This window comes from Lentzea xinjiangensis, from assembly GCF_900110955.1.
Lineage (GTDB): Bacteria > Actinomycetota > Actinomycetes > Mycobacteriales > Pseudonocardiaceae > Lentzea > Lentzea xinjiangensis.
This window is the reverse complement of the sequence record NZ_FOFR01000024.1, coordinates 1-23374: the sequence shown is the minus strand read 5'-3', so window position 1 is coordinate 23374 and position 23374 is coordinate 1. Positions and strand designations below refer to the sequence as shown.

The 23374-nt window shown below is 72.1% G+C and carries 23 protein-coding genes; 5 read left to right on the top strand and 18 right to left on the bottom strand.

The features are described from left to right. Nucleotides 1-21: 21 nt before the first annotated feature. From BMW88_RS34755 to BMW88_RS34740, 4 genes are all read right to left on the bottom strand, one after another. Nucleotides 22-1092: a DUF1684 domain-containing protein gene (locus BMW88_RS34755; protein WP_089959368.1), complete on the bottom strand. Its 1071-nt coding sequence runs from the start codon at nucleotides 1090-1092 to the stop codon at nucleotides 22-24. Next, a complete protein-coding gene (locus BMW88_RS34750; protein WP_089959365.1) occupies nucleotides 1089-1850 on the bottom strand; it encodes a class I SAM-dependent methyltransferase in 762 nt (253 codons plus the stop codon). Before BMW88_RS34750 ends, BMW88_RS34755 begins: the two co-directional genes overlap by 4 nt. 91 nt (nucleotides 1851-1941) lie before the next feature. Further along, nucleotides 1942-2511 (bottom strand): helix-turn-helix transcriptional regulator, encoded by a 570-nt coding sequence (locus BMW88_RS34745; protein ID WP_177221563.1) that lies wholly within the window; start codon nucleotides 2509-2511, stop codon nucleotides 1942-1944. 126 nt (nucleotides 2512-2637) lie between these two features. Further along, nucleotides 2638-3723 (bottom strand): FAD-dependent oxidoreductase, encoded by a 1086-nt coding sequence (locus BMW88_RS34740; protein WP_089959362.1) that lies wholly within the window; start codon nucleotides 3721-3723, stop codon nucleotides 2638-2640. A gap of 155 nt (nucleotides 3724-3878) precedes the next feature. Here BMW88_RS34740 and BMW88_RS34735 point away from each other — a divergent pair, with 155 nt between their 5' ends. Then, nucleotides 3879-4469, top strand: a complete 591-nt coding sequence (locus BMW88_RS34735) for a bifunctional 4-hydroxy-2-oxoglutarate aldolase/2-dehydro-3-deoxy-phosphogluconate aldolase (RefSeq protein ID WP_089959360.1) — start codon at nucleotides 3879-3881, stop codon at nucleotides 4467-4469. A gap of 43 nt (nucleotides 4470-4512) precedes the next feature. Here the strand turns inward: BMW88_RS34735 and lysA are convergent, their stop codons facing one another. The 8 genes from lysA to BMW88_RS34695 all read right to left on the bottom strand — a co-directional run bounded on the left by lysA (nucleotide 4513) and on the right by BMW88_RS34695 (nucleotide 14262). After that, nucleotides 4513-5826, bottom strand: coding sequence for a diaminopimelate decarboxylase (gene lysA, locus BMW88_RS34730; protein WP_089959357.1), 1314 nt, complete (start codon nucleotides 5824-5826; stop codon nucleotides 4513-4515). 119 nt (nucleotides 5827-5945) lie between these two features. Further along, nucleotides 5946-6623, bottom strand: coding sequence for a response regulator (locus tag BMW88_RS34725; RefSeq protein WP_089959356.1), 678 nt, complete (start codon nucleotides 6621-6623; stop codon nucleotides 5946-5948). A gap of 31 nt (nucleotides 6624-6654) precedes the next feature. Continuing rightward, a complete protein-coding gene (locus BMW88_RS34720; protein WP_089959355.1) occupies nucleotides 6655-7185 on the bottom strand; it encodes a potassium-transporting ATPase subunit C in 531 nt (176 codons plus the stop codon). A gap of 1 nt (nucleotide 7186) precedes the next feature. Beyond that, a complete protein-coding gene (gene kdpB / locus BMW88_RS34715) occupies nucleotides 7187-9172 on the bottom strand; it encodes a potassium-transporting ATPase subunit KdpB (protein ID WP_089959353.1) in 1986 nt (661 codons plus the stop codon). Beyond that, the gene (gene kdpA / locus BMW88_RS34710) at nucleotides 9169-10791 is read right to left on the bottom strand and encodes a potassium-transporting ATPase subunit KdpA (RefSeq protein ID WP_089959350.1); all 1623 of its coding nucleotides are present in this window, start codon (nucleotides 10789-10791) and stop codon (nucleotides 9169-9171) included. The genes kdpB and kdpA overlap by 4 nt, the downstream gene beginning before the upstream one ends. Further along, nucleotides 10791-10889 (bottom strand): potassium-transporting ATPase subunit F, encoded by a 99-nt coding sequence (locus BMW88_RS34705; RefSeq protein WP_089959347.1) that lies wholly within the window; start codon nucleotides 10887-10889, stop codon nucleotides 10791-10793. The genes kdpA and BMW88_RS34705 overlap by 1 nt, the downstream gene beginning before the upstream one ends. Nucleotides 10890-11166: 277 nt before the next feature. Further along, nucleotides 11167-12270 (bottom strand): winged helix DNA-binding domain-containing protein, encoded by a 1104-nt coding sequence (locus BMW88_RS34700; protein WP_089959345.1) that lies wholly within the window; start codon nucleotides 12268-12270, stop codon nucleotides 11167-11169. Nucleotides 12271-12285: 15 nt separating this feature from the next. Further along, nucleotides 12286-14262 carry an MMPL family transporter gene (locus BMW88_RS34695; RefSeq protein WP_089959343.1) on the bottom strand — a complete coding sequence of 659 codons (1977 nt, stop codon included), beginning with the start codon at nucleotides 14260-14262 and terminating at the stop codon, nucleotides 12286-12288. Nucleotides 14263-14316: 54 nt separating this feature from the next. On the opposite strand from BMW88_RS34695, the gene BMW88_RS34690 reads away from it, so the two are divergent. After that, the gene (locus tag BMW88_RS34690; protein WP_245778260.1) at nucleotides 14317-14766 is read left to right on the top strand and encodes a MarR family winged helix-turn-helix transcriptional regulator; all 450 of its coding nucleotides are present in this window, start codon (nucleotides 14317-14319) and stop codon (nucleotides 14764-14766) included. Here BMW88_RS34690 and BMW88_RS34685 read toward each other — a convergent pair. The 3 genes from BMW88_RS34685 to BMW88_RS34675 all read right to left on the bottom strand — a co-directional run bounded on the left by BMW88_RS34685 (nucleotide 14759) and on the right by BMW88_RS34675 (nucleotide 18226). Further along, the gene (locus tag BMW88_RS34685; protein ID WP_089959340.1) at nucleotides 14759-15355 is read right to left on the bottom strand and encodes a maleylpyruvate isomerase family mycothiol-dependent enzyme; all 597 of its coding nucleotides are present in this window, start codon (nucleotides 15353-15355) and stop codon (nucleotides 14759-14761) included. The two genes, BMW88_RS34690 and BMW88_RS34685, sit on opposite strands and share 8 nt — an antisense overlap. 92 nt (nucleotides 15356-15447) lie before the next feature. Continuing rightward, nucleotides 15448-17187 (bottom strand): FAD-dependent monooxygenase, encoded by a 1740-nt coding sequence (locus tag BMW88_RS34680; protein WP_089959338.1) that lies wholly within the window; start codon nucleotides 17185-17187, stop codon nucleotides 15448-15450. 1 nt (nucleotide 17188) lies between these two features. Further along, nucleotides 17189-18226 (bottom strand): methyltransferase, encoded by a 1038-nt coding sequence (locus tag BMW88_RS34675; protein WP_218148317.1) that lies wholly within the window; start codon nucleotides 18224-18226, stop codon nucleotides 17189-17191. Nucleotides 18227-18317: 91 nt separating this feature from the next. On the opposite strand from BMW88_RS34675, the gene BMW88_RS34670 reads away from it, so the two are divergent. The 3 genes from BMW88_RS34670 (at nucleotide 18318) to BMW88_RS34660 (ending at nucleotide 20620) form a co-directional block, all read left to right on the top strand. Beyond that, complete coding sequence (locus BMW88_RS34670) at nucleotides 18318-19307, top strand: RNA polymerase subunit sigma-70 (protein WP_425434719.1); 990 nt, start codon at nucleotides 18318-18320, stop codon at nucleotides 19305-19307. A gap of 9 nt (nucleotides 19308-19316) precedes the next feature. After that, nucleotides 19317-19670 (top strand): VOC family protein, encoded by a 354-nt coding sequence (locus BMW88_RS34665; RefSeq protein WP_089959335.1) that lies wholly within the window; start codon nucleotides 19317-19319, stop codon nucleotides 19668-19670. 86 nt (nucleotides 19671-19756) lie between these two features. Further along, complete coding sequence (locus BMW88_RS34660; protein ID WP_089959333.1) at nucleotides 19757-20620, top strand: alpha/beta fold hydrolase; 864 nt, start codon at nucleotides 19757-19759, stop codon at nucleotides 20618-20620. Here the strand turns inward: BMW88_RS34660 and BMW88_RS34655 are convergent. The 3 genes from BMW88_RS34655 to BMW88_RS34645 form a co-directional block, all read right to left on the bottom strand. After that, nucleotides 20570-21118 carry a hypothetical protein gene (locus BMW88_RS34655; protein WP_089959330.1) on the bottom strand — a complete coding sequence of 183 codons (549 nt, stop codon included), beginning with the start codon at nucleotides 21116-21118 and terminating at the stop codon, nucleotides 20570-20572. The two genes, BMW88_RS34660 and BMW88_RS34655, sit on opposite strands and share 51 nt — an antisense overlap. Before the next feature lie 106 nt (nucleotides 21119-21224). Continuing rightward, nucleotides 21225-21875 carry a response regulator gene (locus BMW88_RS34650; RefSeq protein WP_089959328.1) on the bottom strand — a complete coding sequence of 217 codons (651 nt, stop codon included), beginning with the start codon at nucleotides 21873-21875 and terminating at the stop codon, nucleotides 21225-21227. Beyond that, on the bottom strand, nucleotides 21872-23134 hold the full coding sequence (locus BMW88_RS34645) for a sensor histidine kinase (protein ID WP_245778258.1): 1263 nt from the start codon (nucleotides 23132-23134) through the stop codon (nucleotides 21872-21874). Before BMW88_RS34645 ends, BMW88_RS34650 begins: the two co-directional genes overlap by 4 nt. Between the last annotated feature and the right edge of the window lie 240 nt (nucleotides 23135-23374).

Here is a 23374-nt window from a genome sequence, read left to right as displayed (position 1 = left end):
TCGGAGCTTTCGCGCTGCCCCCTACCGGCTGGGCAGGCTCGCGTACTCCTCGATCCGGGTGATCAGGCCGTTCTCGAAGCGGAAGTACACGGCGGCGTCGATCGCGAACACCGCGCCGTCCTCCATGACGACGTTCACGACGTGCTGCCGCATGACCTCGCCGGGCCGGTCGAACTGACGGGTGACGTCGTAGCGCATCGACTCGATGGACCCGATCTGCGCTGCCATGCCCGCGATGTTCTCGTCGATCGTCGAGTCGCCCTTGCCGTCGTTGTGCCAGACGGTGGCGTCCTGCGAACACATCGCCCGTGCGTCGTCCCACGCCCGGTTCTCGAGGTGGCGCAGGTAGGTCGTCGCCTTGTCCTTGAGGTCGTGCACGAGTGCGCGTTCTCCTGCTTCGACTCGGATCGGGAGGTGGTTGCCGGGAGGGGCCAGCGGGCAGGTGAAGACGGCGGGGACCAGGTGGTGGTGCGAGAGCGTGGCCCGGTTGAAGTCGACCGCCAGCCCGGTGCCGGGTTCGGCCGGCGGCAGCACGAGCCAGCGGCCGATGTCCGGGGTCCCGGCGCCGCTGGTCTCGTCGGTGAAGACGACGAGTCGCTGGCCCGGCATGGTCTCCAGGACGGTCAGCACGTGCTCGGTGCCGTTGATCGTGACCACGAGGTCGGCAGGGGCGTCGACCGGCTTGGTGGTGCGCGGCGATGTCAGGTGTTCCACGTCGACGCGGCGGTCCGGTGCGGCGCGGAACCGGCCCTCGAAGACCCAGGCCGGGTCCGGCGGGTAGGTGTCGATGCCGCGCAGGCTCGACCACGCGGGCGCCCGCGGGTCCAGGACGACCACGCCGTAGCGGCCGTCCGCGCCGCCCGCGAAGCCCCGCAGCCCGCCGGGGAGGTCGAAGGTGCTGCCGACCTCGCTCCTCCCGCCGCCGACGGTGAGCGTGAGGGCTCCCCCGTCGTCGACGCGCCACTCGCCGGGGATGCCGGGCAGGACCTGGGGTTCCCCGCCGGCGACGGTGCCCTTGGCCACGACCTTCGCCTTGCCGTCCTGGCCGGCGATCTCGTCCCACCTGGCCGCGCGCCAGTCGTCGTAGGTCATTTCCGCGCCGCCCAGACGATGCGGTCGCTGCGCAGCGAGAGGTCGTCGCGGCGCAGCACGCGGCCGAGGGTTTCCGGGTCGAGCACGTGCCGCAAGACCATCTCCGCGTAGCGCTCCACCGCGGCGGACTGTTCCAGGTGGACGGTGACGGTGCGTTCGCCCTCGACGGTGAACCCGGCTTCGATCAGCTTGGCGCCCCAGTCGGCGCCGCGGTGGGGCAGGCGCTCGTCGTGGCGGTGGTCCTCCAGGCGGCTCTCGGGGAGGTGGTCCGGGAGGAACCGCGGCATGCCGGAGACCTCGACGACGGCCAGCAGGCCACCGGGGGCCAGGACGTCGTGGGCCTGCCGCAGGGCGCGGGCGGGATCGGCCATGTGGTGCAGGGAGGCCGATGCCCACATCAGGTCGGGCGTGCCCAGATCCGGCCAGTCGGAGTCGAGGTCGGCGACGACGGCGTGGACGCGGTCGGCGAGACCCAGCTCACCCGCCCTGGTCCGCAGCCGCCGCAGGTGCTCCACCGAGGCGTCGACGGCCGTGACGTGCGCTTCGGGGAAGCGGGACAGCAGGGCGAACGTCCCGGCGCCGGTGCCGCTGCCCAGGTCCACGACCTGACGGGCAGCCGGGACGGGCAGCCAGTCGACGATGGACGCGGTGTGCTCGGCGACGACCTCCGCGTCGAGGTCGAGGATCTCCGCTTGGACTTGGGGATCGGCATGTCCGTGGCCGTGTCCGTGACCATGGCCGTGTCCGTGTTGGCTCATGGGACCAACGTAGGTCCGTCATGCGCGAGATGCACGAACCCTTGCGTGTTTGGCAAGACGGTCGGCCCGGACGCTGCCGCCCGCGCAAGGATCAGCCCTTCTTGTCCGCGTTGTGGCCGCGCCGGGCCTCGCGGTCGAAGATGCCGAGGACCTCGCACGGCCCGCCCGCGGTGCCGATCGCGTGCGGCAGCATCGTCGGGAACTCGGCGGCCTGGTTGGTCTCCACCCGGATCCGCCGGTGGCCCAGCAGCAGCACGGCCACGCCGGACAACACGACCAGCCACTCCCGTCCCGCGTGCGCGCGCAGCGAGGCGGGGTTGTCCGGCGGCGGGTTCGTCATCCGCTGGCGCATGACGGTCATGCCGGGCTCGGCCTTGATGGGCCAGCGCATGGTGCCGTGCGCACCGTCGATCATCGGGCTCACGATCACGTCGTCGGTATCGGTCTCGACCAGTTGGTCCATTGACGTGTCCAGCGCCCGTGCGAGCGTCACGAGCTGGTCCAGGGCGAGGCGCCGCTGACCGTTCTCGATGCGGCTGAGCGACGACGGGCTCAGCCGCGCGCGGGTGGCGAGCTCGTCGAGCGACCAGCCCTGCGCGACCCGCAGGGCGCGGATCCGCTTGCGCACGAGGCCGTCCAGGTCGCCATCTTCTTGCGTCATGCGCATGATCTTATGCCTCATCCGCAAGAATTGCCTGCGTACGAGGACGGCGGGCTCACCGCGCCAGACGCCTGGCGAACCGCCATGTGGGCGGGAATGCCCCATGGCGGTTCCGCTGCCGCGGGTCTACGAGTCGCTGAGCAGGTCGAGCAGCTGCTGCGGAGGGCCGTCGCCGAAGAGGCTCTCCAGCACCACCTCGGCGTCGGCGGCGGTCTCCGCGGCGCGCACGAACATGGCCTGCTCGTAGGAGCCCAGCGCGGCCTCGACGTCGTCGTGCGCCGCGAGCGCCTGGCCGAGCTCGGCGCCGTCCAGCATGGCCAGGTTGGCGCCCTCGCCGTTGGGTGCCGCGAGGTGGGCGGCGTCGCCGATCAGCGTGACGCCCGGCACGCGGTCCCAGCGCAGCCCCCGCGGGAGGGCGTGGTGCGGGCGCAGCACCGGCACGGTGTCGGTCTCGGTGATCAACGCGGTCAGCTCCGGCGCCCAGCCGGCGAACTCGGCCGCGACCCGCGCGGGGTCCGTGACGTCGATGCCCGCGAACCAGTCCAGCGGCCGGCTGAGCTCCACGTAGGCGTGCAGGGTGTCACCGGCCTCGCGGTGCCCGAAGATCGCCTTGCCCCGGCCGGGGGCGAACATGGAGCCACCGCCCACGGCTTTCGCGGCCGCCGGGTGCGCGGTGTCGGCGTGGTGGAGGTAGGTCTCGACGAACGCCATGCCCGTGTACTCCGGTGTGGCGCCGGTGAGCACCGGCCGCACCCGCGACCACGCGCCGTCCGCGCCGACCAGCAGTTCCGCTTCGACGGTGCCGCCGTCGGCGAACGTCACCACGCGGTCCCGGACGCCGGTCACCTTGCGGCCCCACCGGACGGTGCCCGCCGGGAGCGAGTCGAGCAGCATCCGGCGCAGGTCGGCGCGCTGGACCTCGGGGCGTCCGCCGGTGCCGTCGTCGGCCTTGTCAAGCAGCACCGCGCCGTCCTGGCCGAGGACCCGCAGCGCCTGGCGCCCTTCCAGGACCAGGCCGCGGAACTCGTCCACCAGCCCGGCCGCCTCGACGGCGATCTGCCCGTTGTAGTCGTGGATGTCGAGCATTCCGCCCTGCGCCCGCGACGTCGGTGAGTCCTCCGCCTCGTAGACGGTGGACGGGATGCCGTGGACGTGCAGCACGCGGGCGAGCGTGAGTCCGCCCAGTCCGGCACCGATGATCGTGACGTGCATTCGGGCTCCTCCGTGGATCGTGCCGCGGGGTGCGGCACGACCACGGTCGCCGGAGCCGCTGGCACCCGCCGCACACACCGCTGTCAGCCCGCTGGCACGCCCTGCCGGCCACCGCTCGGCCGGCCGTTCGCCGTACCGGAACTACGCTGGCGGGCGTGAGCTACCGCTACGAGATCACCCGGGCGGTCGTGCGGCAGGGCATCATCGCGATCGTCCGCACCGCCGACGCCTCCTCCGCGGTCGGGGCCGCCGTCCCGCTGCTGGAGGCGGGTTTGACGGCGCTGGAGCTGCCCTTGACCAACCCCGGTGCGCTGGACGCGATCCGCGAGCTGCGGTCGCGCCACCCCGCCGCCGTCATCGGCGCCGGGTCCGTGCTGGACGAGGCCTCCGCGGTGGCGGCGGTGCGGGCCGGCGCGCAGTTCCTGGTGGCACCGAACCTGGAGGCCGCGGTGATCCGGGCGGGTCACCGGTACGGGGCCGCGGTGCTGCCCGGAGCGGGGACGGTGTCCGAGGTCGTGCGGGCGTTGGAGGCCGGGGCGGACGCGGTGAAGGTGTTCCCGGCGCCCGCGCCGCGGTGGGTGCGGGACGTGCTGGCCGTGCTGCCGCACGCGCCGTTGGTGCCGACCGGCGGGGTGGCACCCGCCGACGTGCCCGCCTGGCTCGAAGCCGGGGCGGTGGCGTGCGGCGTCGGGTCGGCGCTCAGCCGCACGCCGATCGAGGAGCTCAAGGCGCTGCTGAGGCGCTGACCCGCGAACCGTCCGAGGAGTTCCCCGCCGCGGAGCGGACCGGTCACACGTAGCGCCGCAGCAGGTCCTCCTCGGTCTCGCGGCGCACGACCGGCCGCGCCACCCCGTCCCGCACCGCGATCACCGGGGGCCGGCCGACCTGGTTGTAGTTGGAGGCCAGCGCGTGGTGGTAGGCGCCCGTCGCCGCGACCGCGAGCAGGTCACCGGCGTGCACGTCGGCGGGCAGCGGCACGTCCTCGGCCAGCACGTCGCCCGCCTCGCAGTGCCTGCCGACCACCGTCACCGGCCGCGGCCTGCCGCCCCGGCCGACCAGTCGCACGGTGTACTTCGCGCCGTACAGGGCGGGCCGCGGGTTGTCGCTCATGCCGCCGTCCACGGCGACGAACGTGCGGTTCACCCCGTACTTGACCGCGCAGACCCGGTACAGCGTCACCCCGGCGTTCGCGACGATCGACCGTCCCGGCTCGACCAGGAGCCGCGGAACGGGCACCCGGCGCACCGCGCACTCGTAGTTCAGCGCGCCGCGGACCCGGTGCGCGAAGCCGAAGAGGTCGAACGACGGCTCCCCCGGCAGGTACGGCGCGCAGAACCCGCCGCCCAGGTCGAGCTGCTCGACGCGGGTGCCGCACGCCGCGACCAGCCCGGCCACGCGCCGCACGGTCTCCTCGTACGACGCGACGTGCCGGACCTGGGAGCCGATGTGGCAGTGCAGGCCGGCCAGGCGCAGCGACGGCTGCCCGGCCACGCGCCGGACGGCTTCGAGGGCGGCGCCGGAAGCCAGTGGGAAACCGAACTTCTGGTCGTCCACACCGGTCGCCACGGCCGCGTGCGTGTGCGCGTCCACCCCCGGCGTCACCCGGACCATGACCTCCTGGCCGTGCCGGGCCAGCGCGCCGAGCTGGGCGATCTCGTCGAACGAGTCGACGACGACGCGGGACACCCCGTACGCCAGCGCGGCTTTGAGGTCCTCGGCGGTCTTCACGTTGCCGTGCATGATGATCCGGCGTGCGGGGAACACGGCGGCGCGGGCCAGCGCCAGCTCGCCGGCGGAGGACACGTCGAGCGACAGGCCGTCGGCGGCCATCCAGCGGTAGACCTCGGGGCAGGGCAACGACTTCCCGGCGAACACGACCTCGGCCCCCGGCAGCGCCCGCACGAAGGCGGCGGCCCTGGACCGCACCGTCGGCTCGTCGAGGACCTGGCAGGGCGTGCCGAACCGGGCCGCGAGCCGGGTGGCGGGAACTCCACCGATCACCAGGTCCGAGGCGTCCAGCCGGGTGCCGTCCGGCCACAGCCCCGCTTCCAGCACCGGCTCGGCGGAACATCCGGTGCTGGGCAACAACTCCGCGAGCGTCATGCCTCCAGCACACGCCCGCGGGGAGCCGGTGCCCAGGTCCGCGACGAGACCCTGACACCGGCGCCGCCCACCTTGACGCGATCCTGACGACCGCGGTGCCGTGGGTCACGGCCGCCCGCTCACAGCTCGAAGCGGTACCCCATGCCCGGTTCGGTGACGAGGTGGCGCGGGTGCGCGGGGTCGTCCTCCAGCTTGCGCCGCAACTGGGCGAAGTAGACCCGCAGGTACTGGGACTCGTTGACGTGCATCGGGCCCCAGACCTCCTGCAGCAGCTGCTTCTGCGACACCAGCCGTCCCGGGTTGCGCGCGAGGATCTCGACCAGGCCCCACTCGGTGGGCGTCAGGTGGACCTCGCGCCCGTCGCGGCGCACCTTCTTCGCCGCGAGGTCCACGACGAACGACGCCGTCTCGACCACCGGATCGCCCGCGTCCCGCGCCGAGGCCCTCCGCACCGCCGCGCGCAGCCGGGCCAGCAGCTCGTCCATCCCGAACGGCTTGGTCACGTAGTCGTCGGCGCCCGCGTCGAGCGCCTCGACCTTGGCCGGGGAGTCGGTGCGGGCGGACAGCACGATGATCGGGATCGTCGACCAGCCGCGCAGGCCCGCGATCACGTCCACGCCGTCGAGGTCGGGCAGGCCGAGGTCGAGCACGACCACGTCCGGCTTGCCCTCCACCGCGACGGCCAGGGCGGACTTGCCGTCGTAGGCCGTCATCACGTCGTAGCCCCGCGCGCTGAGGTTGATCCGCAACGCGCGGACGATCTGCGGCTCGTCGTCGACCACCAGCACGGAGGTCATCCGTTCTCCTCGTGAGCTCTCCCGGTGACCGTCAACGACCGGCCGCGTCGATCGCGCGGTTCAGCGCCGTCACGTTGACGGTGGTGGTGAAGGTGCCGTGGGTGTGGGCGGCGACCAGCGCGCGCACCTGCTCGACCGGCAGCCCGGACGCGCGGGCCACGCGGGGCACCTGCAGCGCCGCGTACTCCGGGCTGATGTGCGGGTCGAGACCGGAGGCCGAGGCCGTGACGGCGTCCTGCGGCACCCGGTCCTCGCCCACCCCCTCCCGGTGCGCCACCGCCGCGCGGCGCTCGGCGACCACCCGGGTGTAGTCCTCGTTCAGCTCGCCCTTGTTCGAGCCGCCGGACGCGGGCAGCGTCGCGGCGGACGGCCTCGGCGCGAAGTACCGCTCGCCCTCGCGGGGGACGGCGACGAGTGCGGTGTCCCGCGCCTCGGCGCGGGCGTGCAGGCCGGGCAGGCGCGAAACGCCCCACACCGCCAGCGGGTACAGCACCCCGAGGAGCACCGTGAACGCGAGCAGGATCCGCAGACCCGCCCAAGACTGCTTCGCGAAGTTGTCCATGTCAGCCGATCCCGGGGACGAGTCGTACGAGCAGGTCGATCAGCCAGATCCCGGCGAACGGCGTCACGACGCCGCCCAGGCCGTAGACCAGCAGGTTGCGCCGCAGCAGCGCCGACGCGCTCGACGGCCGGTAGCGCACGCCCCTGAGCGCCAGCGGGATCAGCACGACGATGATCAGCGCGTTGAAGATGACCGCCGACAGGATCGCGGACTGCGGCGTCGCGAGGCGCATGACGTTGAGCCGGTCGAGCGCCGGGTAGATCGCCGCGAACATGGCCGGCAGGATCGCGAAGTACTTCGCCAGGTCGTTCGCGACGGAGAACGTCGTGAGCGCGCCCCTGGTGATCAGCAGTTGCTTGCCGATCTCGACGATCTCGATGAGCTTGGTCGGGTCCGAGTCGAGGTCGACCATGTTGCCGGCCTCCTTCGCGGCCGACGTGCCGGTGTTCATCGCGACGCCGACGTCCGCCTGGGCCAGTGCGGGCGCGTCGTTCGTGCCGTCACCGGTCATCGCCACCAGCCTGCCGCCCTCCTGCTCCCGGCGGATCAGGGCGAGCTTGTCCTCTGGCCTGGCCTCGGCGAGGAAGTCGTCGACGCCCGCCTCGTCCGCGATGGCCTTGGCGGTCAACGGGTTGTCGCCGGTGACCATGACCGTGCGGATGCCCATCGCGCGCAGCTCGGCGAAGCGCTCCCGCATACCGGGCTTGACCACGTCGCTGAGCCTGATGACGCCGAGCACCCGGCCGTTCTCCGCCACGACGAGCGGGGTGCCTCCGCGAGCGCTGATCCCGTCGACGACCTCGCGGGCCGTGCGGGTCAGCTCGAACGCGGACGCGGCGCCCTTGCGGATCACCCGGTCCCCGAGGTCGATGCCCGACATGCGGGTCTGCGCGGTGAACGGCACGAACTCGCCGGTCTTCTCGTGCTCGGTCGCGGGTGGGCCGCCCGCCAGCTCCAGGATGCTGCGCCCCTCGGGTGTGTCGTCGGCGAGGCTCGCCAGCCGGGCTGCCGCGACGAGCTCCTCGTGCGAGGCCGGGGCGAGCGGGACGAACTCGGTCGCCCGCCGGTTGCCCCAGGTGATCGTGCCGGTCTTGTCGAGCAGCAACGCGTCGACGTCGCCAGCGGCCTCGACGGCCCTGCCGGAGGTGGCGAGCACGTTGCGCCGCACCAGCCGGTCCATGCCCGCGATGCCGATCGCGGACAGCAGCGCCCCGATCGTCGTGGGGATGAGGCAGACCAGCAGCGCCGTCAGCACGACGACCGACTGCTCGCCGCCGGAGTAGATCGCGAACGGCTGCAACGCCACCACGGCGAGCAGGAAGATGATCGTCAGCGTGGACAGCAGGATCGTCAGCGCGATCTCGTTCGGCGTCTTCTGCCGCCGCGCGCCCTCCACGAGCGCGATCATCCGGTCCACGAAGGACTCGCCGGGCCTGGTGGTGATCTTGACGACGATCCGGTCCGACAACACCGTCGTGCCACCGGTGACCGCGCACCGGTCGCCGCCGGACTCGCGGATCACCGGCGCGGACTCGCCGGTGATCGCCGACTCGTCGACGGTCGCGATGCCCTCGACGACGTCGCCGTCGCCGGGGATGACCTCACCGGCCTCGACCACGACCAGGTCACCGACCTGCAGCTCGGTGCCGGGCACGACCTCGCCGGTGCTCTTCCTGGCGGGGGTGTCCGCCTTGGTCCTGCGCAGCGAGTCCGCCTGCGCCTTGCCGCGCCCTTCCGCGACGGCCTCCGCGAGGTTCGCGAAGAACACCGTGAGCCACAGCCACAGCGCGACCGCGACGGTGAAGACGCTCGGGTCGATCGCGGCGAAGGCGGTGACGAGCAGCGACCCCGCCCAGACGACGAACATCACGGGGCTGCGCAGCTGGTGGCGCGGGTGGAGCTTGCGCACCGCCTCCCCGAACGCGTCGGCGAGCCGGGGCCCGGAGGTCCGCGCGACCGCCTCCGGCCGGTGGAGCGTCGTGGTCACTGCAGTGCCTCCGCGATGGGACCGAGGGCGAGAGCGGGAACGAACGTGAGCGCGGCGACCAGCACGACCGCGCCGGTGAGCAGGCTCGCGAACAGCGGCCCGGTGGTGGGCAACGTGCCCGCCGTGACCGGCACCTTCCGCTGTGCCGCGAGGGATCCGGCCAGCGCCAGCACCGCGATGATCGGGACGAACCGGCCGAACAGCATGCACAGGCCCAGCGACGACTGGAACCAGTCGTTCGTGACCGTGATCCCGGCGAACGCGCTGCCGTTGTTGTTCGACGCCGACGCGTAGGCGTAAAGGATCTCCGTCAGCCCGTGCGCCCCGGGGTTGTTGAGGGCGGCCCTCGTGCTCGGCAGCACCGCCGCGACGCCGGCGCCGGCCAGGAGCACCGCGGGCATCGCGAGGATCGACACCGCCGCGGCCGTGACCTCCTTGCGCCCCAGCTTCTTGCCCAGGTACTCCGGCGTGCGGCCGACCATCAGCCCCGCCAGGAACATCGCGATGACCGCCATCACGAGGATGCTGTAGAGCCCGGTGCCGACCCCGCCGGGGGTCATCTCGCCGAAGAGCATGTTCAGCAGCGCCGCGCCGCCACCGAGCCCGGTGTAGCTGTCGTGCAACGAGTTGACCGCGCCCGTCGACGTGCCGGTGGTGGCGTCGGCGAAGATCGCGCTGCCGGGGACGCCGAACCGGAGCTCCTTGCCCTCCAACGGCCGCAGGCCGTTCGCCTCGGCGGTCCAGATGACCGCGAGCATCGCCGTCCAGATGACGCCCATGACACCGAGCAGGACGTAACCCTGCTTCCGGTCGCCCACGAGCCGGCCGAACGTGCGGGTCAGCGAGACCGGGACGAGCAGGATCAGGAAGATCTCGATCAGGTTCGTCCACTCGCCCGGGTTCTCGAACGGGTGCGCCGAGTTCGCGTTGAGGACACCGCCGCCGTTGGTGCCGAGCTCCTTGATGGCCTCCTGGCTCGCCACGGGGGCGTTCGCCACGATCTGCCCGTCGACGTCCACACCGGACTTGAGGCTCATCGTGACGCCGAACGCGATGAGCACGATCGCGCCGACGAAGGCGATCGGCAGCAGGATGCGCACGGTGCCGCGGGTGAGGTCGACCCAGAAGTTGCCGAGCCGGTCGGTCCGGCTCCGGGTGAACCCGCGGACCAGAGCGGTCGCGACGGCCAGGCCGACCGCCGCCGACACGAAGTTCTGCACGGTCAGGCCGATCATCTGGACCGCGTGGCCCAGCACGGCTTCCGGCACGTAGGACTGCCAGTTCGTGTTGGTCACGAAGCTGACGGCGGTGTTGAACGCCATGCCCGGCTGGACGTTGCCGCGGCCGAAGTCGAACGGCAGCACCGATTGCACGCGTTGGACCAGGTACAGGACCACGATGCCGGCGAACGAGAAGCCCAGCACGCCGTAGGCGTAGGTGCTCCACTTCTGCTCGGCGTCCGGGTCGATCCGGGCGAACCGGTAGACGGCTTTCTCGAGCTTCGTGTGGCTCTCCGCGCGGAACACGCGAGCCATGTGGTCGCCGAGGGGCCGGTACGCGACCGCGAGGGCCGCGAAGACGATGCCGACCTGCACCAGGCCGGCGACGAGAGGGGACATCAGAACTTCTCCGGCCTGACGAGTGCGATGACCAGGTGGACGATCAGCAGGAGGGCGAGCAGGCCCGCCACGGCGTTCGCCGCGAGGCCGGTGCTCACAACCTCTCCAGACCACGCACGGTGAGGCCCAGCACGACGAAACTCCCGATCAGCAGCAACGCGTAGGCCAGATCGGCCATGACGCCGCTCCCTTCAACGACACGGTTCTTCATGACGTCCGGAAGCGTGCATCAGGGGGCTGCCCGATCAGGGGGTGCCTGACGACGTCCTTACGGGTGCGCGGGTGGCCTTTACGCGTTCTTGAGGCCGGGGAGAGCTGGGTCTCATCCGGTCGGGCTCATCGCGGCGATGAGCCGGTCCCGGAGCGTCACCGCTGTCAGAGGACGCGGACGTCGTGCGCGGGAAGGTTCGTCCACCACCGCGCGTACCGCCGGTAGACCTGCGGTTCACGTTCGGCGAGGAACTCGCGCAGCGCCGCGGCCTCCTCCGCGAGCCCGGCCCACTGGTCCTCGCCGAAGGCGTGGAAGGCGGTCACCTCGACGCTCCCGTCCTCGGCCGGCCGCCAGACCCCGGCGACGTGACCGTCGACGAGGACCGTCGGCAGGGTGTCGCCGTTGGCGCGGATGACCGCTTTGCGGTACCGGTCCGGGATGATCCGGCTGCGGTCGGCGTAGGCGAGCAGCGTGCTGTCCCACATGGCCATCAGCCGCGGCGGTGCCGGCGTGTCCTCGTCCGGGACCGTCCGGTCCGCGAGGTCGTGGTGGTCGCCGTGCCGGTCGAGCTCCAGCAGCTCCAGCGCTTCCCGGATCGAGGCGCGCGGCAGCGCGGTGAACTGGCTCATGTCGGGCACCGTCGCGGGCCCGAAGGCGCTGAGGTAGCGGCGCAGCAGCTCGGCCAGGCACGCCAGCCGATCGCGCGGTTCGGCCGTCGCGGCCACATAGGACGGCCGCGGCCCGAACGACCACGGGCCGCCCGTCGGCGCGTGCACGAGCCCGCCGTAGGTGCGCAGCGCCCACCAGAGGCCGGGCTCGCCGACGTCACCGGCGTGCGAGCGCAGCAGCTCCTCGATCTCCGCCTTCTGCCGGGGCGTGCGGGCGAACTCGAGCACGTGCTCCAGCAGCGCGTCGGCTTGTTCGACGGTGGTGTCCATCGCCTTGAACCGCTTGTCGTACAACCGGGACGCCCTGAGCGCGGGCAGCATCGCGTGGTGGAACACCGCGTGGTCCGCGGCCGTCACGGCGTGCAGGGTGATCCGCATGAGCGATGCCTTGCGGACCGCCCCGCTCGCGAACGCCTCGTCCAGCTCGGCCGGGTCGAAGCCCTCGACCCGGTTCCACAGCGCGATGTACGGCGACGCCGGTTCCTGCGCCTGGATCGCCACGACCCGGTCGACGGCCGTCAGCGCACTGACCCGTTCACGCCGCAGCAGCATCTGCCGGTCGAGCGTGGCGCGGTTCAGCCGGCGTGCCGTGGAGGTCATGCCGGAGATCCTGGCTCACCTCAGCTTCGACGGCCACCAGATCCGGCCGCCGATGTCCACCGACAGCGCCGGCACGAGCAACGACCGCACCAGCAACGTGTCCAGCAGGACACCGAACGCGACGATGAACGCGATCTGCGTGAGGAACAGGATCGGCAGCACCGCGAGTGCGGCGAACGTCGCCGCCAGCACCACACCGGCCGAGGTGATGACGCCGCCGGTGAGGCTCAGGCCACGGACCGTTCCCTCCACCGTGCCCAGGCTCCGGGTCTCCTCGCGGACACGGGTCATCAGGAAGATGTTGTAGTCGATGCCCAGCGCCACCAGGAACACGAACCCGAACAGCGGCACCACCGGGTCGGCACCGGGGAAGCCGAGGACGTGGTTGAACACCAGCGCCGAGACGCCCATCGTGGCCGCGAACGACAGCACCACCGTCGCGATCAGCAGCAGCGGCGCCAGCAACGACCGCAGCAGCAGCGCCAGCACCAGGAAGATCACGACCAGCACGATCGGGATGATCAGCAACCTGTCGTGCTCCGAGGTCGTCCTCGTGTCGAGCAGGGTCGCGGTCGGCCCGCCGACCTTCGCGTCACCGGTCCCGTGCACCGCCGCGCGGATGCGCTCCACCGTCGCCACCGCGGCGTCCGAGTCCGGCGCGTCCTCCAGCGTGGCCTCGATGCGCACCAGCCCGCCGGCGGTGCCGGTCGGCCGCACGTTCGCGACACCGTCCACCTCGGACTTCCGCAGCACCTCCGCGGTCGTGCCCTCGGCGGCGACGATGACGGTCGGCGACCCGGTGCCGCCCGGGAAGTGCCGCGACAGCACCTCCTGCCCCGCCACGGACTCGACCTCGGTCAGGAACACGTCGGACTGCGCCGTGCCGGAGGCCTTGAGCTGCGGCAGGAACGCGGCGCCCACGAGCAGCACGAGCGTCGTGACGACCCAGATCGCGCGCGGCCTGCGGCGCACCAGGTCCGCCGTGCGGCCCCAGATCCCGCTCGTCTCCGGGTGCGCCGACCCGAGCTCGGGCGAGAACGGCCAGAACGCGCCGCGCCCCGGCAACGCGAGCGCCGCCGGCAGGAACGTCATGGTCGTGAGCAGCGCCGCGCCGATGCCGATGGCCGCGACCGGTCCCAAGCCCTTGTTGGAGTCGAGGTCGCTGAACAGCAGGCACAGCACGCCGAGGACCACCGTGCCCGCCGACGCGGCGATGGGCTCGACGGTGCCGCGCCAGGCCGCGCGGATCGCCGCGACCTTGTCCTCGGTGTCGCGCAGTTCCTCGCGGAACCTCGACACCAGCAGCAACGCATAGTCCGTCGCCGCGCCGAACACGAGGATCGAGAGAATGCCCTGGCTTTGGCCGTTGAGCGCCAGCACGTCGTTCTTCGCCAGCAGGTACACGACGAAACTGGCGAGGCCCAGGGCGAACACCGCGGAGACCAGCACGACGACGGGCAGCAACGGGCTCCGGTAGACGACGAGCAGGATCAACGCGACCACCGCGCCCGCGACGACCAGCAGCAGGCCGTCGATCCCGCCGAACGCCTCGCCGAGGTCCGCTGCCTGCGCCGCGGGCCCGGTGACCAGCACCGTCAGCCCCTCCGGCGCGCCGCGCGCCCCGTCGCGCAGCTGCCCGACCGAGTCGCCGACCTCCTGCGCCGGGTCGAGCAGCACGACGAGCTGGGCGGCCTCGGCGTCGTTCGGGGCGGGGATCACCGGCGAGGCCTGGAAGCCCCGGCCGCGCTCGGCGAGGAACCTCCTGTCGGCGTCGGTCAGCCCGCCGGGCCGTTCGGCCACGACGATCGCCGGGATCGCGCTGGTGGTCTGGAACTTCTTCTGCAGTTCCGCGACCTGCGTCGACTCGGCGGAGTTGGGCAGGAACGCGCTGCTGTCGTTCTCGGCGACCTCCGACAGCTTGCCCGCGTACGGCCCGGTGAAGCCGCCCAGCGCCAGCCAGACGACGAGCAGGACACCCGCGAGGACGCGCATCAGCTATTCCTTCGATCGTCGAATGATTCGATGACCGAACTGTAAGCTGGTGGGGTGAGCGACGCAACCGACTACGACCTGAGCATGCTGTTGCGCGCGCTGGTGGTGGAGTCGAACCGGTTCCTCGAGATCTTCAGCGCTGCGCACCGGTTGCACCCCACGGACATGACAGCGCTGAACCTGATCATGACGGCGCGCTCGCCGCTGACCCCCGGCGCGCTCGCGAAGGCGCTCAACCTCAGCGCCTCCGCGACGACATCCGTGCTGGACCGCCTGGAACGCGCGGGCCACGTGACCCGCGACCGCCACCCCGGCGACCGCCGCCGCGTCGAGCTGCGGGTGCTGGCCGACGCGCAGGCGATCGCCGCGAGGTTCTTCCAGCCGCTGGCCCGCGAGTACGCCGCCGCGTGGGCCGGGATGAGCCGGCAGGACCGGGAGGTCGTCGCCAGGTTCCTCACGACCTCCATCGCGGCGACGACGCGCGTTCGCGAAGAGCTCAGCTGAGCCTGCCCGGCGGCAGCCGCCGTCCGCAGACGTGGAGCAGCAGGTCCTGGGCGAGACCGCGCACCGGCCTGCCCTCGCCGAACGTCCAGTCCAGGTCGGTCGCTTCGAGCCGCGTGCCGCGGAGGTCGGTTCCGAAGTACTTGACGTTGCGCGGTTTCATGGCGTCCAGCACGAGCTTCAGGCGTTCGTGCGGCACCCGGCGGTCCAGGCCGAGCGCGACCGTGATGTCGAGGCCGTGGATGACGTCGTGCGAGAGGGCGCCGGCCGCGCCTCCGCCCGGTGGCGTCCACGGGTGGTCGACGTTGGCCTTCACCGCGGCGGCCAGGTCGTGCGCGGAGAGCTCTCGGGCGTCTTCGCGGGCCATGCGGTCGGCGGCGTGGTTGAACCGGCCCGCCGACTTCAGGACCTCCAGGAGTACCCGCGTTCCGGACGAGCGGTACGGCAACGTCGTGTGCGCCACGACTTCCCTGACCCGCCAGCCCGCGCACAGACTGGGGGCGTCCCACTGCCGCTCGGTGAGCTGCGCGAGGAGGTCTGCCTGGTCGCGTCGTTCGGCCCGGACCGCGGCTCTGATGTCTTCTTCTGCCATGCCTTTGTGTACGGACCGTTCGCCACGAACTCATCGGTCCGTGCGGTCGCAGGTCGTGCTCCGGCGGGGCACGACCTGCGACCGGGACGTCCTCATCGAGCGATGGCCACGTCCCGGCACGTCACCGCGTCGAACGCCGCGCGCAACGCGGCCGCGGGGTCGGCCACGGCATCCGCGCACCGCCACGCCACCACGCGGTCCGGCCGCACCAGCACCGCACCGCCCGCGGACGTGCCGCGCACGGCCGTCCACGCCGACCGCGGATCGAGGTAGTCACCGCGGGTCTGGCCGATCCGCACGACGTCGAGCGGCAGGCCGAGCTCCCGCGCCGCCTCCGTCCAGCCGTCGTCCTCACCGGCGATGAGCAGCCACCGTCCCGGGCGCACCAGCGAACCGAGCGCCACCCTGGCCCCCAGCGGGTCCTCCAGCCACGCGTGCGGCAGCGGAGAACCGGGCCGCGTGCCGGGCCGGTAGACCCGCACCGGGTCGGGGTTGTCCGGCTCCGGCGAGTCGTCGGGCACCACGGCGGCCGAGGCGTAGGTGTAGCCGTACTCCAGGTTCAGCGCGTCGAACTCGCCCGCCTGCGCCGCGAACGCCTGCCGCACCGAGTCGCGGAACTCCCGGTCCTCCGGCAGGCCGCTGTCCAGCCGCCGCAGCGCGATGGCGTTCTCGGCCGGATCGCTCTCCGGCCCCATGCCCAGCGTCTGCACGATGAGCAGGTGACCGATCGCGTTCTGCACCGCCTGGTGGATGTTCGCCGCGGCGACCGGTTTGCGTTCGTCCTCGTAGGTGTCCAACAGCTCGGCGCCCGCGTCGCCGCGCAGCACCGCGGCCAGCTTCCAGACGAGGTTGTGCGCGTCCTGCACCGCGGAGTTGAGGCCGAGCCCGCCGGTCGGGGGCAGCCGGTGGGCCGCGTCGCCGAGCAGGAACACCCGGCCGTCGCGGAACCGCTCCGCCACCGTGCTGCCGACCGTCCACCTCATGATGCGGTGCACGGTCGGCGGAGTGGGCAGCTCGAGCACCGAGCACAGCTCGCGCCGCGCCTCCTCGTCCGACAGAGGCGTGTCCGGCGTCTCGTTCAGGTGCAGCACCCACTCGCGCGAGCGGGTGCCCCACTCGTCCGGGCCCAGTGGCAGCAGGCTGACCCCGACACCGGTCTCCGGCCGCACGAGCCAGCGCATCAGCACCTCGTCGTCGGCCAGCACGCCGGAGAGGTCGGCCTCGAAGTGCACGCTGACCATGCGGGCGATCTCCTCGACCCCCTCGGAGGGGATGCCGAGCGCCGGTCCGATCGTGCGGCCGCCGTCGCACGCCAGCACGTAGTCCGCCTCGACGGTGTACGACGAGGTGCCCGCGACGACGTCGACGGTGACCCCACCGTCCTGTTGCGACACACCGGTCACGCGGTGGCCGAACCGGATGCGGTCCGGCGGGCACTCGCGCAGCAGCAGTTCCTCCAGCAGGTGCTGCGGCAGGTTGGCCGTGCGGCACGGGCTGGCCGCGGCCCACGCGGGGTTGTGCCCGCCCGCTCCCCACAGCTCCTGCACGCCGATCCGCCGTCCGCTCACGCCGGTGTACCAGCCGACGTGCGTCATGTTCGCGGCGGGCGTGCCGAGCCGGTACACCTCGCCGGCGACACCGATGCCGTCCAGGACCTCCATGGTGCGCTGGTTGATCACGTGCGCGCGCGGCAGCCGTGAAGCGGCTTCCCGGGAGTTGAGCAGCAGGAACTCGACACCGAGCTGGTGGAGGAGGACGGCCGCGGTGAGACCGGCCGCGCCTCCCCCGACGACCAGCACGGGCACTCGGGTGGTCGGCGAACGGTCACCCACGTCAGTTCCCCGCGGGCTTGCGGCCGATCACCGCGCCGGTCGCGCCGGCGGCCTCGAACCGGACGACCTCGAGGTCGACGAACCCGGCGCCGGCGAGCCAGGACAGGTACTCCTGGTCGGAGTAGTTCTCCCCGCCGGGGTGCGCGATGAGCATGTTGAGGCCCATCAGCGCGGCGGGAGCGGGACCCGTTCGCTCGGCGTCGAGCAGCAGCTCGCAGATGAACACCGCGCCGCCCGGCTCCAGCGCGTCGTAGCACTTCTTCAGCAGCGCGCGGCTGCTGTCCTCGTCCAGCACGTGCAGCACCTGGCTGAGGACCATGGCGTCGTAGCCGGACGGCAGCGCGTCGTCGGTGGTGAAGTCACCGGCGCAGGCGTCGACCACGCCGGCGAGCCCGGCCGCGGCGGCCTTCTCCTCGACGATCGGGCACACGTGCGCCAGCTCGTACACCGTTCCGGTCAGCCCCGGCACCCGGCGGCACAGCTCGATCGGGATGCCGCCGGAGCCACCGCCGACGTCGAGGACGCGCCGGTGGGCGCTGAAGTCGTAGGCCTCGGACAGCGCCAGACCGGTGAAGCCGGCCAGCGCGTGCATGGCCTCCCAGAAGTACCGGATCATGAAGTCGTCGGGGCCGAACACGGTGTCGCCGTCCGGTGCCGCGAGCACCGGGGTGTTCGCCTGCAGAGCGCCGACGAGGTGTTCCCAGCCCTTGTACATCGCGTGGCTGTAGAACTGCACGAAACCGCCGAAGAAGTACGGCTTGTCGTTCACCAGGAACTCCTCCGCGACAGCGGAGTTGCGGTAGGTGTCGCCGTTCTTCTCCAGCAGCTCCAGCGCCACCAGTGCCGGCAGGAGCAGCCGCGCCGGGCGTTCCTGCAGTCCGACGAGCTGGGCGAACTCGCTCTGGGTCACTTCGCGGCCGCCCGCGAGCTTGGTGAACACGTCCAGCTCGACCGCCGCGGCGAACGTCTTGAAGCGCATGAAGCCGGTCGTCAACTCGAGCAGCGGGTGCTGCGTCACGCGTTGCTGTGCGATGGTCAAGGTCGCGCTCCCGGGTCCCGACGTGAATGGCCGTCGCCTCAAACGTAACGAGAGTCTTCTGGGAAACCACTTAGAAGCCCTGGTCCGGCCGGTGCCGCGGACGAGGGGGCGGCGGGCCCGCCGCCCGCGTAGGGTCGCGTTCGTGATCGAGGCCCTGGAGCCGTTCCGTACCGAGCTGACCGGCTACTGCTACCGCATGCTCGGCTCCGGCTTCGAAGCCGAGGACGCCGTGCAGGAAACGCTTGTGCGCGCGTGGAAGGCCTACGACACCTACGACTCCTCCCGCGCCACCTTGCGGACGTGGGTCTACCGCATCGCCACGAACATCTGCATCGACATGCAGCGCAGTGCCCAGCGCCGCGCGCTGGCCGTGGACCTGGGACCGGCCGGCGGCGACCTCGGCGGTCCCCTGCACGAGCGCGTGTTCGTGCAGCCCGTGCCCGACTCGAAGGTGCTGCCGGAGGACTCGCTCATCCGCAAGGAGACGGTCCGGCTGGCGTTCGTGGCGGCGCTGCAGCACCTACCCCCTCGTCAGCGAGCCGTGCTGATCCTGCGCGATGTGCTGGCGTGGCGGGCTGCCGAGGTCGCCGGTCTGCTCTCGGTCTCGGAGGCCTCGGTGAACAGCGCGCTGCAACGGGCCCGTGCGACGTTGCGCGACGTCGACCCCGGCGAGCCGCTGAACCCCGCGGACCCGGTCCAGCGGGCGTTGCTGAGCCGGTACTGCGAGGCGTTCGACCGGCACGACGTGCGGGCGCTCGTGGCCCTGCTGCACGAGGACGCCACGTTGTCGATGCCGCCGTTCCGCTGGTGGCTGCGCGGTCGTGGGCCGATCTCGGTGGCCCTGCTGGATCCGGACTCCTCCTGCGCGGGGGCGTGGCTGGTGCCGGTGACGGCCAACGGCTCGCCCGCCTACTGGCAGCTGCGGCCGGGGCTGGAGCAGCCGTTCGGGCTGGTGCTGCTCGACGTGCGGGACGGGCAGGTCACGGGCATCACGACGTTCCTGAACGTCGCCGAGCTGCTGCCGATCTTCGGTTCACCGATGAGTTCCGGGGCCGCGCCCCGTACCTCCGTGGACGACTAGGAGGAGTCCATGGCGATCCAGCCCATCATCGTGACGCCCCACCTCGACCGGGTGCAGGCGTTCTACGCGCAGGTCCTCGGTGCGCGGGAGGTGTCCTCGTACCCGCCGGACGGCCCGGTGTTCTACCGGACCCTGGTGATCGGGGACGCGGAGCTCGGGCTCGTGTCCGAGCCCGCGGACCTCACGGCCGCGCCGCGGATCACGCTGAGCATCGGGGTGCCCGACGTCGACGCGGTGCTGCCGCTGGTCGAGGCCGCCGGCGGCCGCGTGCTCGGGCCGAGCAACGACATGCCGTGGGGGCAACGCGTCGCGCACGTGTTCGACCCGGACGGGAACCCGGTGAACCTCACCCAGGACCTGTAGGCCGGGGGCGCCGGCGGCCCCGGTGGACGACGGACTACCGGAGCCGCTCGGCGTGCCCCTACCGTGGGAGCGGCGTTGCGAAGGTGATGCGGGAGGACCTCATGCGGTTCGACGAGATCGTCATCCGGACCGACCGGCTGGACTTCCCGGCCCTGGCCGCGGGCGAGGGCCCGCTCGTCGTGTGCTGGCACGGCTTCCCGGACCACCCGCTGTCGTTCGGCCCCCTCGCCGAGCGGCTGGTCGCCGCGGGCCGCCGCGTCGTCGCGCCGTTCCTGCGCGGCCACCACCCGGCGACGCTCGGCCGGCTGCGGTTCGCCGACGGCCTGACGCTCGCCGCCGACGCCGCCGCCGTCAACGCGGCGTTGTCCGACGAGCCGCTCGACGTGATCGGGCACGACGTCGGCGCGGGGGTGGCCGGGCGGCTCGCGGCGGCGTGGCCGGAGCGGGTGCGGCGCGTCATCACGATGGCCGTGCCGCCGCCGGCGACCCTGGGCACGATCTTCGACGATCCCGCGCAGCAACAGCGGTTCTTCTACGTGTTCCTGTTCCAGGTGCCCGGCGTCGGCGAGGCGCTGCTGAACGAGGCGCTGATCCGCTACCTGTGGCGCACGTGGTCACCGGGCCTGGAGGCTCCGGAGCACGTCCTGGCCCTGTACGCGGACCCGGCGGTCAGGGCCGGCGCGCTCCGGCTCTACCGCGCGAACTTCGACCGGTCGCTGCACGACCCCGTGCTGGCCGACCGCGCGAAGGTGTCCGAGAAACCGGCGCCGGTCCCGATGCTCGTGCTGGCCGGTGAGCAGGACGGGTGCATTACGCCGGACAACTACGCCGGCGCCGCCGCGGGTCTCGCTCCCGGCTCGCGGGTCGAGGTCGTGGCGGGCGCCGGGCACTTCCTGCACCTAGACCGCCCGGACGAGGTCGCGGCGCTGGCGCTCGACTGGCTGCGCTGACTTGCGGACGCGGCCCCAAGGCTTGAACACGGACAGGAAGTAGGCGAACAGCAGCAGCGACGGCGCGACCACGACCGGGTTCAGCAGGCCCGCGGGGATCACCGCGGCCGGGTCGCCCGCCGCCATCCGCGCGCCGATCCGCGCCGCCTCCGCCACGGCGGGCCGCAGCGCGAAGGCGATCAGCACCGACATGCCGGCGTTCACGACCAGCTTGGTCGCGACCCACCAGTACCTGACCAACCCGTACTTGCCGCTCACGCCGAGCACGACGCCCGAGGCCATGCAGACGACGCTGGCGCCGAGCATCGGCCAGATCGCGAACAGGTCCACGGCCTGGATGGCGACAGCGGCGGTACCGGTGTCCGGAGTGGACAGTGCCACGACGACGAGGACGCCCAGCGCCAGGTCGATGCCGAACCAGGCGGCAGCCGACAGGACGTGCACCAGCAGCACGGCCTTGCGGGCACGGCCACCGAGCTTGCGGGTGGTGGTAGTCATCGCGGTGCGCTCCTTCGCTCGTGGTGTCGCGTCTTACTCTCGCCACCACGAGCGCGCGCATCATCCGCTCACGCTTTGATCCCGCATACGTCAGATTGCGTAGGTCTCACCCACCGGGCGTGACGATCCCCTGCTCGTAGGCGAAAACGACCGCGTGCGTGCGGTCGCGCAGCCCGAGCTTGGTCAGCACACGCGAGACGTGCGTCTTCACCGTGGTCTCCCCCAGGAACAACGCGGCGGCGATCTCCGCGTTGGACGCGCCCTTCGCGAGCTCGACCAGCACCTCGAACTCGCGGTCGGTCAACGAGGGCGGCCGCGTCCGCTCCCGGGCACCGGCCGCGCTGAACCGCGCGATCACCCGCCTGGTCACCTCGGGCGAGAGCAGGGCGTCGCCGCGGGCCACCACCCGCACGGACTCGACGAGGTCCTCCGGCGAGGCGTTCTTCAGCAGGAACCCGCTCGCGCCGGCCTGCAACGCCTCGAAGAGGTAGTCCTCGCGGTCGAACGTGGTCAGGATGACCACCCGCGTGCCGTTGCCGGCGGACAGGATGCGGCGGGTGGCTTCGAGGCCGTCCATGCGCGGCATCTGCACGTCCATCAGCACGACGTCCGGGCGCAGCGACTCCACCAGCTCGACGGCCTCCTGCCCGTCGCCCGCCTCGCCGACCACCTCGATGCCCGGCTCGGTGCCGAGGATGACCCGGAAGCCGGCGCGGACCAGGTCCTGGTCGTCGGCCAGCACGACTCGCAAGCTCACGCCTTCTCCTCCACAACCGTAGGCAGCGACGCACGGACGAGATAGCCCGCCCCACGCCGTGGTCCCGCCTCCAGCGAACCGCCGTGCACCGCCAGCCGTTCACGCATCCCGACCAGCCCGAACCCCGACCCGTCCGGAGCGGAGGCGCCACGCCCGTCGTCGGCGATCTCCACCTCCAGCGCGCTGTCCAGGAACCGCACCCGCACGTCGACGTGCCGTGCGGCAGCATGCTTCACAACGTTGGTCAACGCCTCCTGCACCACGCGATACGCGGACAGCGCCACAGCCGAGGGAACGTCCCGCGGCGAGCCGTACACGCCGTGCGAGACCTCCAGCCCGGCGGCACGGGCGTTCTCGATGAGCTCCGGCAGGTCGTCCAGACCGGGCGCCGCCTTCGAGCCGGTCTCGGCGTCCGCGCGCAACACCCCCAGCAGACCGCGCAGCTCGTTGATCGCGGTGCGAGCGGTCTGCTCGACCGTCTGCAAAGAGTCGCGCGCCAGAGCAGGGTCGGAGTCAAGCACGCGACGCGCGGCGCCGGCCTGAATGCCCATCACGGACACATGGTGCGCCACGACGTCATGGAGGTCACGGGCAATGCGCATGCGTTCGGCCGCGATGGCACCACGGGTGTTCTGCTCCTGCGACCGGCGCAGCTCCTCCGCCTGGAACTCGAGCTGAGCCCGGCGACGAGCCGCCGTCCAGGCCATCTCGCCCGCCACGTAGGCGAACAGGAAGAAGAAGATGTTGAACTCCAGTCCATACAGGACGGAAGCGAGCGTCCGGTCCAACGGCCCCTCTGCACCCTTGAGGGCCTCTCTCGGACCGAGCAACGCGCGCACAAGACCAAACCCGAGCCACAGGAACATCGCGACGATGACACCGATGCGAGACCACCGCGCGACACCCCGATTCCGCTCCCACGCACCAACGGTGAAGATCGCGAGGAACAGAATCGCGGACGGCGCCAAGGTGTCGCCGACCTGCCGCCACTGCGCGGCGATGAACAACGCGGACACCACGAGCATGACGGCCAGCGGATACCGGCGGCGCACCACCAGCGGCAACGACAGCGCGAACACCCACGCGACCTGCTCCCGCAGGTCAGGCGCCTGGCCGAACGCGAAGGCGCCCATGCTGTTGACCAGCACGGTGGCCTCGACCGCGCACAGCACCACGATCACGGCGATGATGACGTCGCGCCGTCGCTGGGCGGGGGTGGGGCCTGGCCGCTGCCACTCGTTCCACACGGGTTCGTGCACGTGATCACGGTAACTGAGGTGTGCTTCGGTGCTGGGCCGTGCTCCGAGGTGCTCGGGGTTGTTCGTCGGTGGCCGGTGGGATCGTGTTGTGCTGGGTTTGGGGTCGTGCGACGGTGGCTCGGTGGGTCACGGTGGCTCGGTGGGTCACGGCGGCTCGGGTAGGCCACGGCGGCTCGGGTAGGCCACGGCGGCTCGGGTAGGCCACGGCGGCTCGGGTAGGCCACGGCGGCTCGGGTAGGC

Excerpts from the sequence above, each read along its gene's own strand:
- BMW88_RS34755 (WP_089959368.1), bottom strand. The coding sequence starts at position 1,092 with ATGACCTACGACGACTGGCGCGCGGCCAGGTGGGACGAGATCGCCGGC.
- BMW88_RS34750 (WP_089959365.1), bottom strand. The coding sequence starts at position 1,850 with ATGAGCCAACACGGACACGGCCATGGTCACGGACACGGCCACGGACAT.
- BMW88_RS34745 (WP_177221563.1), bottom strand. The coding sequence starts at position 2,511 with ATGACGCAAGAAGATGGCGACCTGGACGGCCTCGTGCGCAAGCGGATC.
- BMW88_RS34740 (WP_089959362.1), bottom strand. The coding sequence starts at position 3,723 with ATGCACGTCACGATCATCGGTGCCGGACTGGGCGGACTCACGCTCGCC.
- lysA (WP_089959357.1), bottom strand. The coding sequence starts at position 5,826 with ATGACGCTCGCGGAGTTGTTGCCCAGCACCGGATGTTCCGCCGAGCCG.
- BMW88_RS34725 (WP_089959356.1), bottom strand. The coding sequence starts at position 6,623 with ATGACCTCCGTGCTGGTGGTCGACGACGAGCCGCAGATCGTCCGCGCG.
- BMW88_RS34720 (WP_089959355.1), bottom strand. The coding sequence starts at position 7,185 with ATGGACAACTTCGCGAAGCAGTCTTGGGCGGGTCTGCGGATCCTGCTC.
- kdpA (WP_089959350.1), bottom strand. The coding sequence starts at position 10,791 with ATGTCCCCTCTCGTCGCCGGCCTGGTGCAGGTCGGCATCGTCTTCGCG.
- BMW88_RS34700 (WP_089959345.1), bottom strand. The coding sequence starts at position 12,270 with ATGACCTCCACGGCACGCCGGCTGAACCGCGCCACGCTCGACCGGCAG.
- BMW88_RS34695 (WP_089959343.1), bottom strand. The coding sequence starts at position 14,262 with ATGCGCGTCCTCGCGGGTGTCCTGCTCGTCGTCTGGCTGGCGCTGGGC.
- BMW88_RS34685 (WP_089959340.1), bottom strand. The coding sequence starts at position 15,355 with ATGGCAGAAGAAGACATCAGAGCCGCGGTCCGGGCCGAACGACGCGAC.
- BMW88_RS34665 (WP_089959335.1), top strand. The coding sequence starts at position 19,317 with ATGGCGATCCAGCCCATCATCGTGACGCCCCACCTCGACCGGGTGCAG.
- BMW88_RS34660 (WP_089959333.1), top strand. The coding sequence starts at position 19,757 with ATGCGGGAGGACCTCATGCGGTTCGACGAGATCGTCATCCGGACCGAC.
- BMW88_RS34655 (WP_089959330.1), bottom strand. The coding sequence starts at position 21,118 with ATGACTACCACCACCCGCAAGCTCGGTGGCCGTGCCCGCAAGGCCGTG.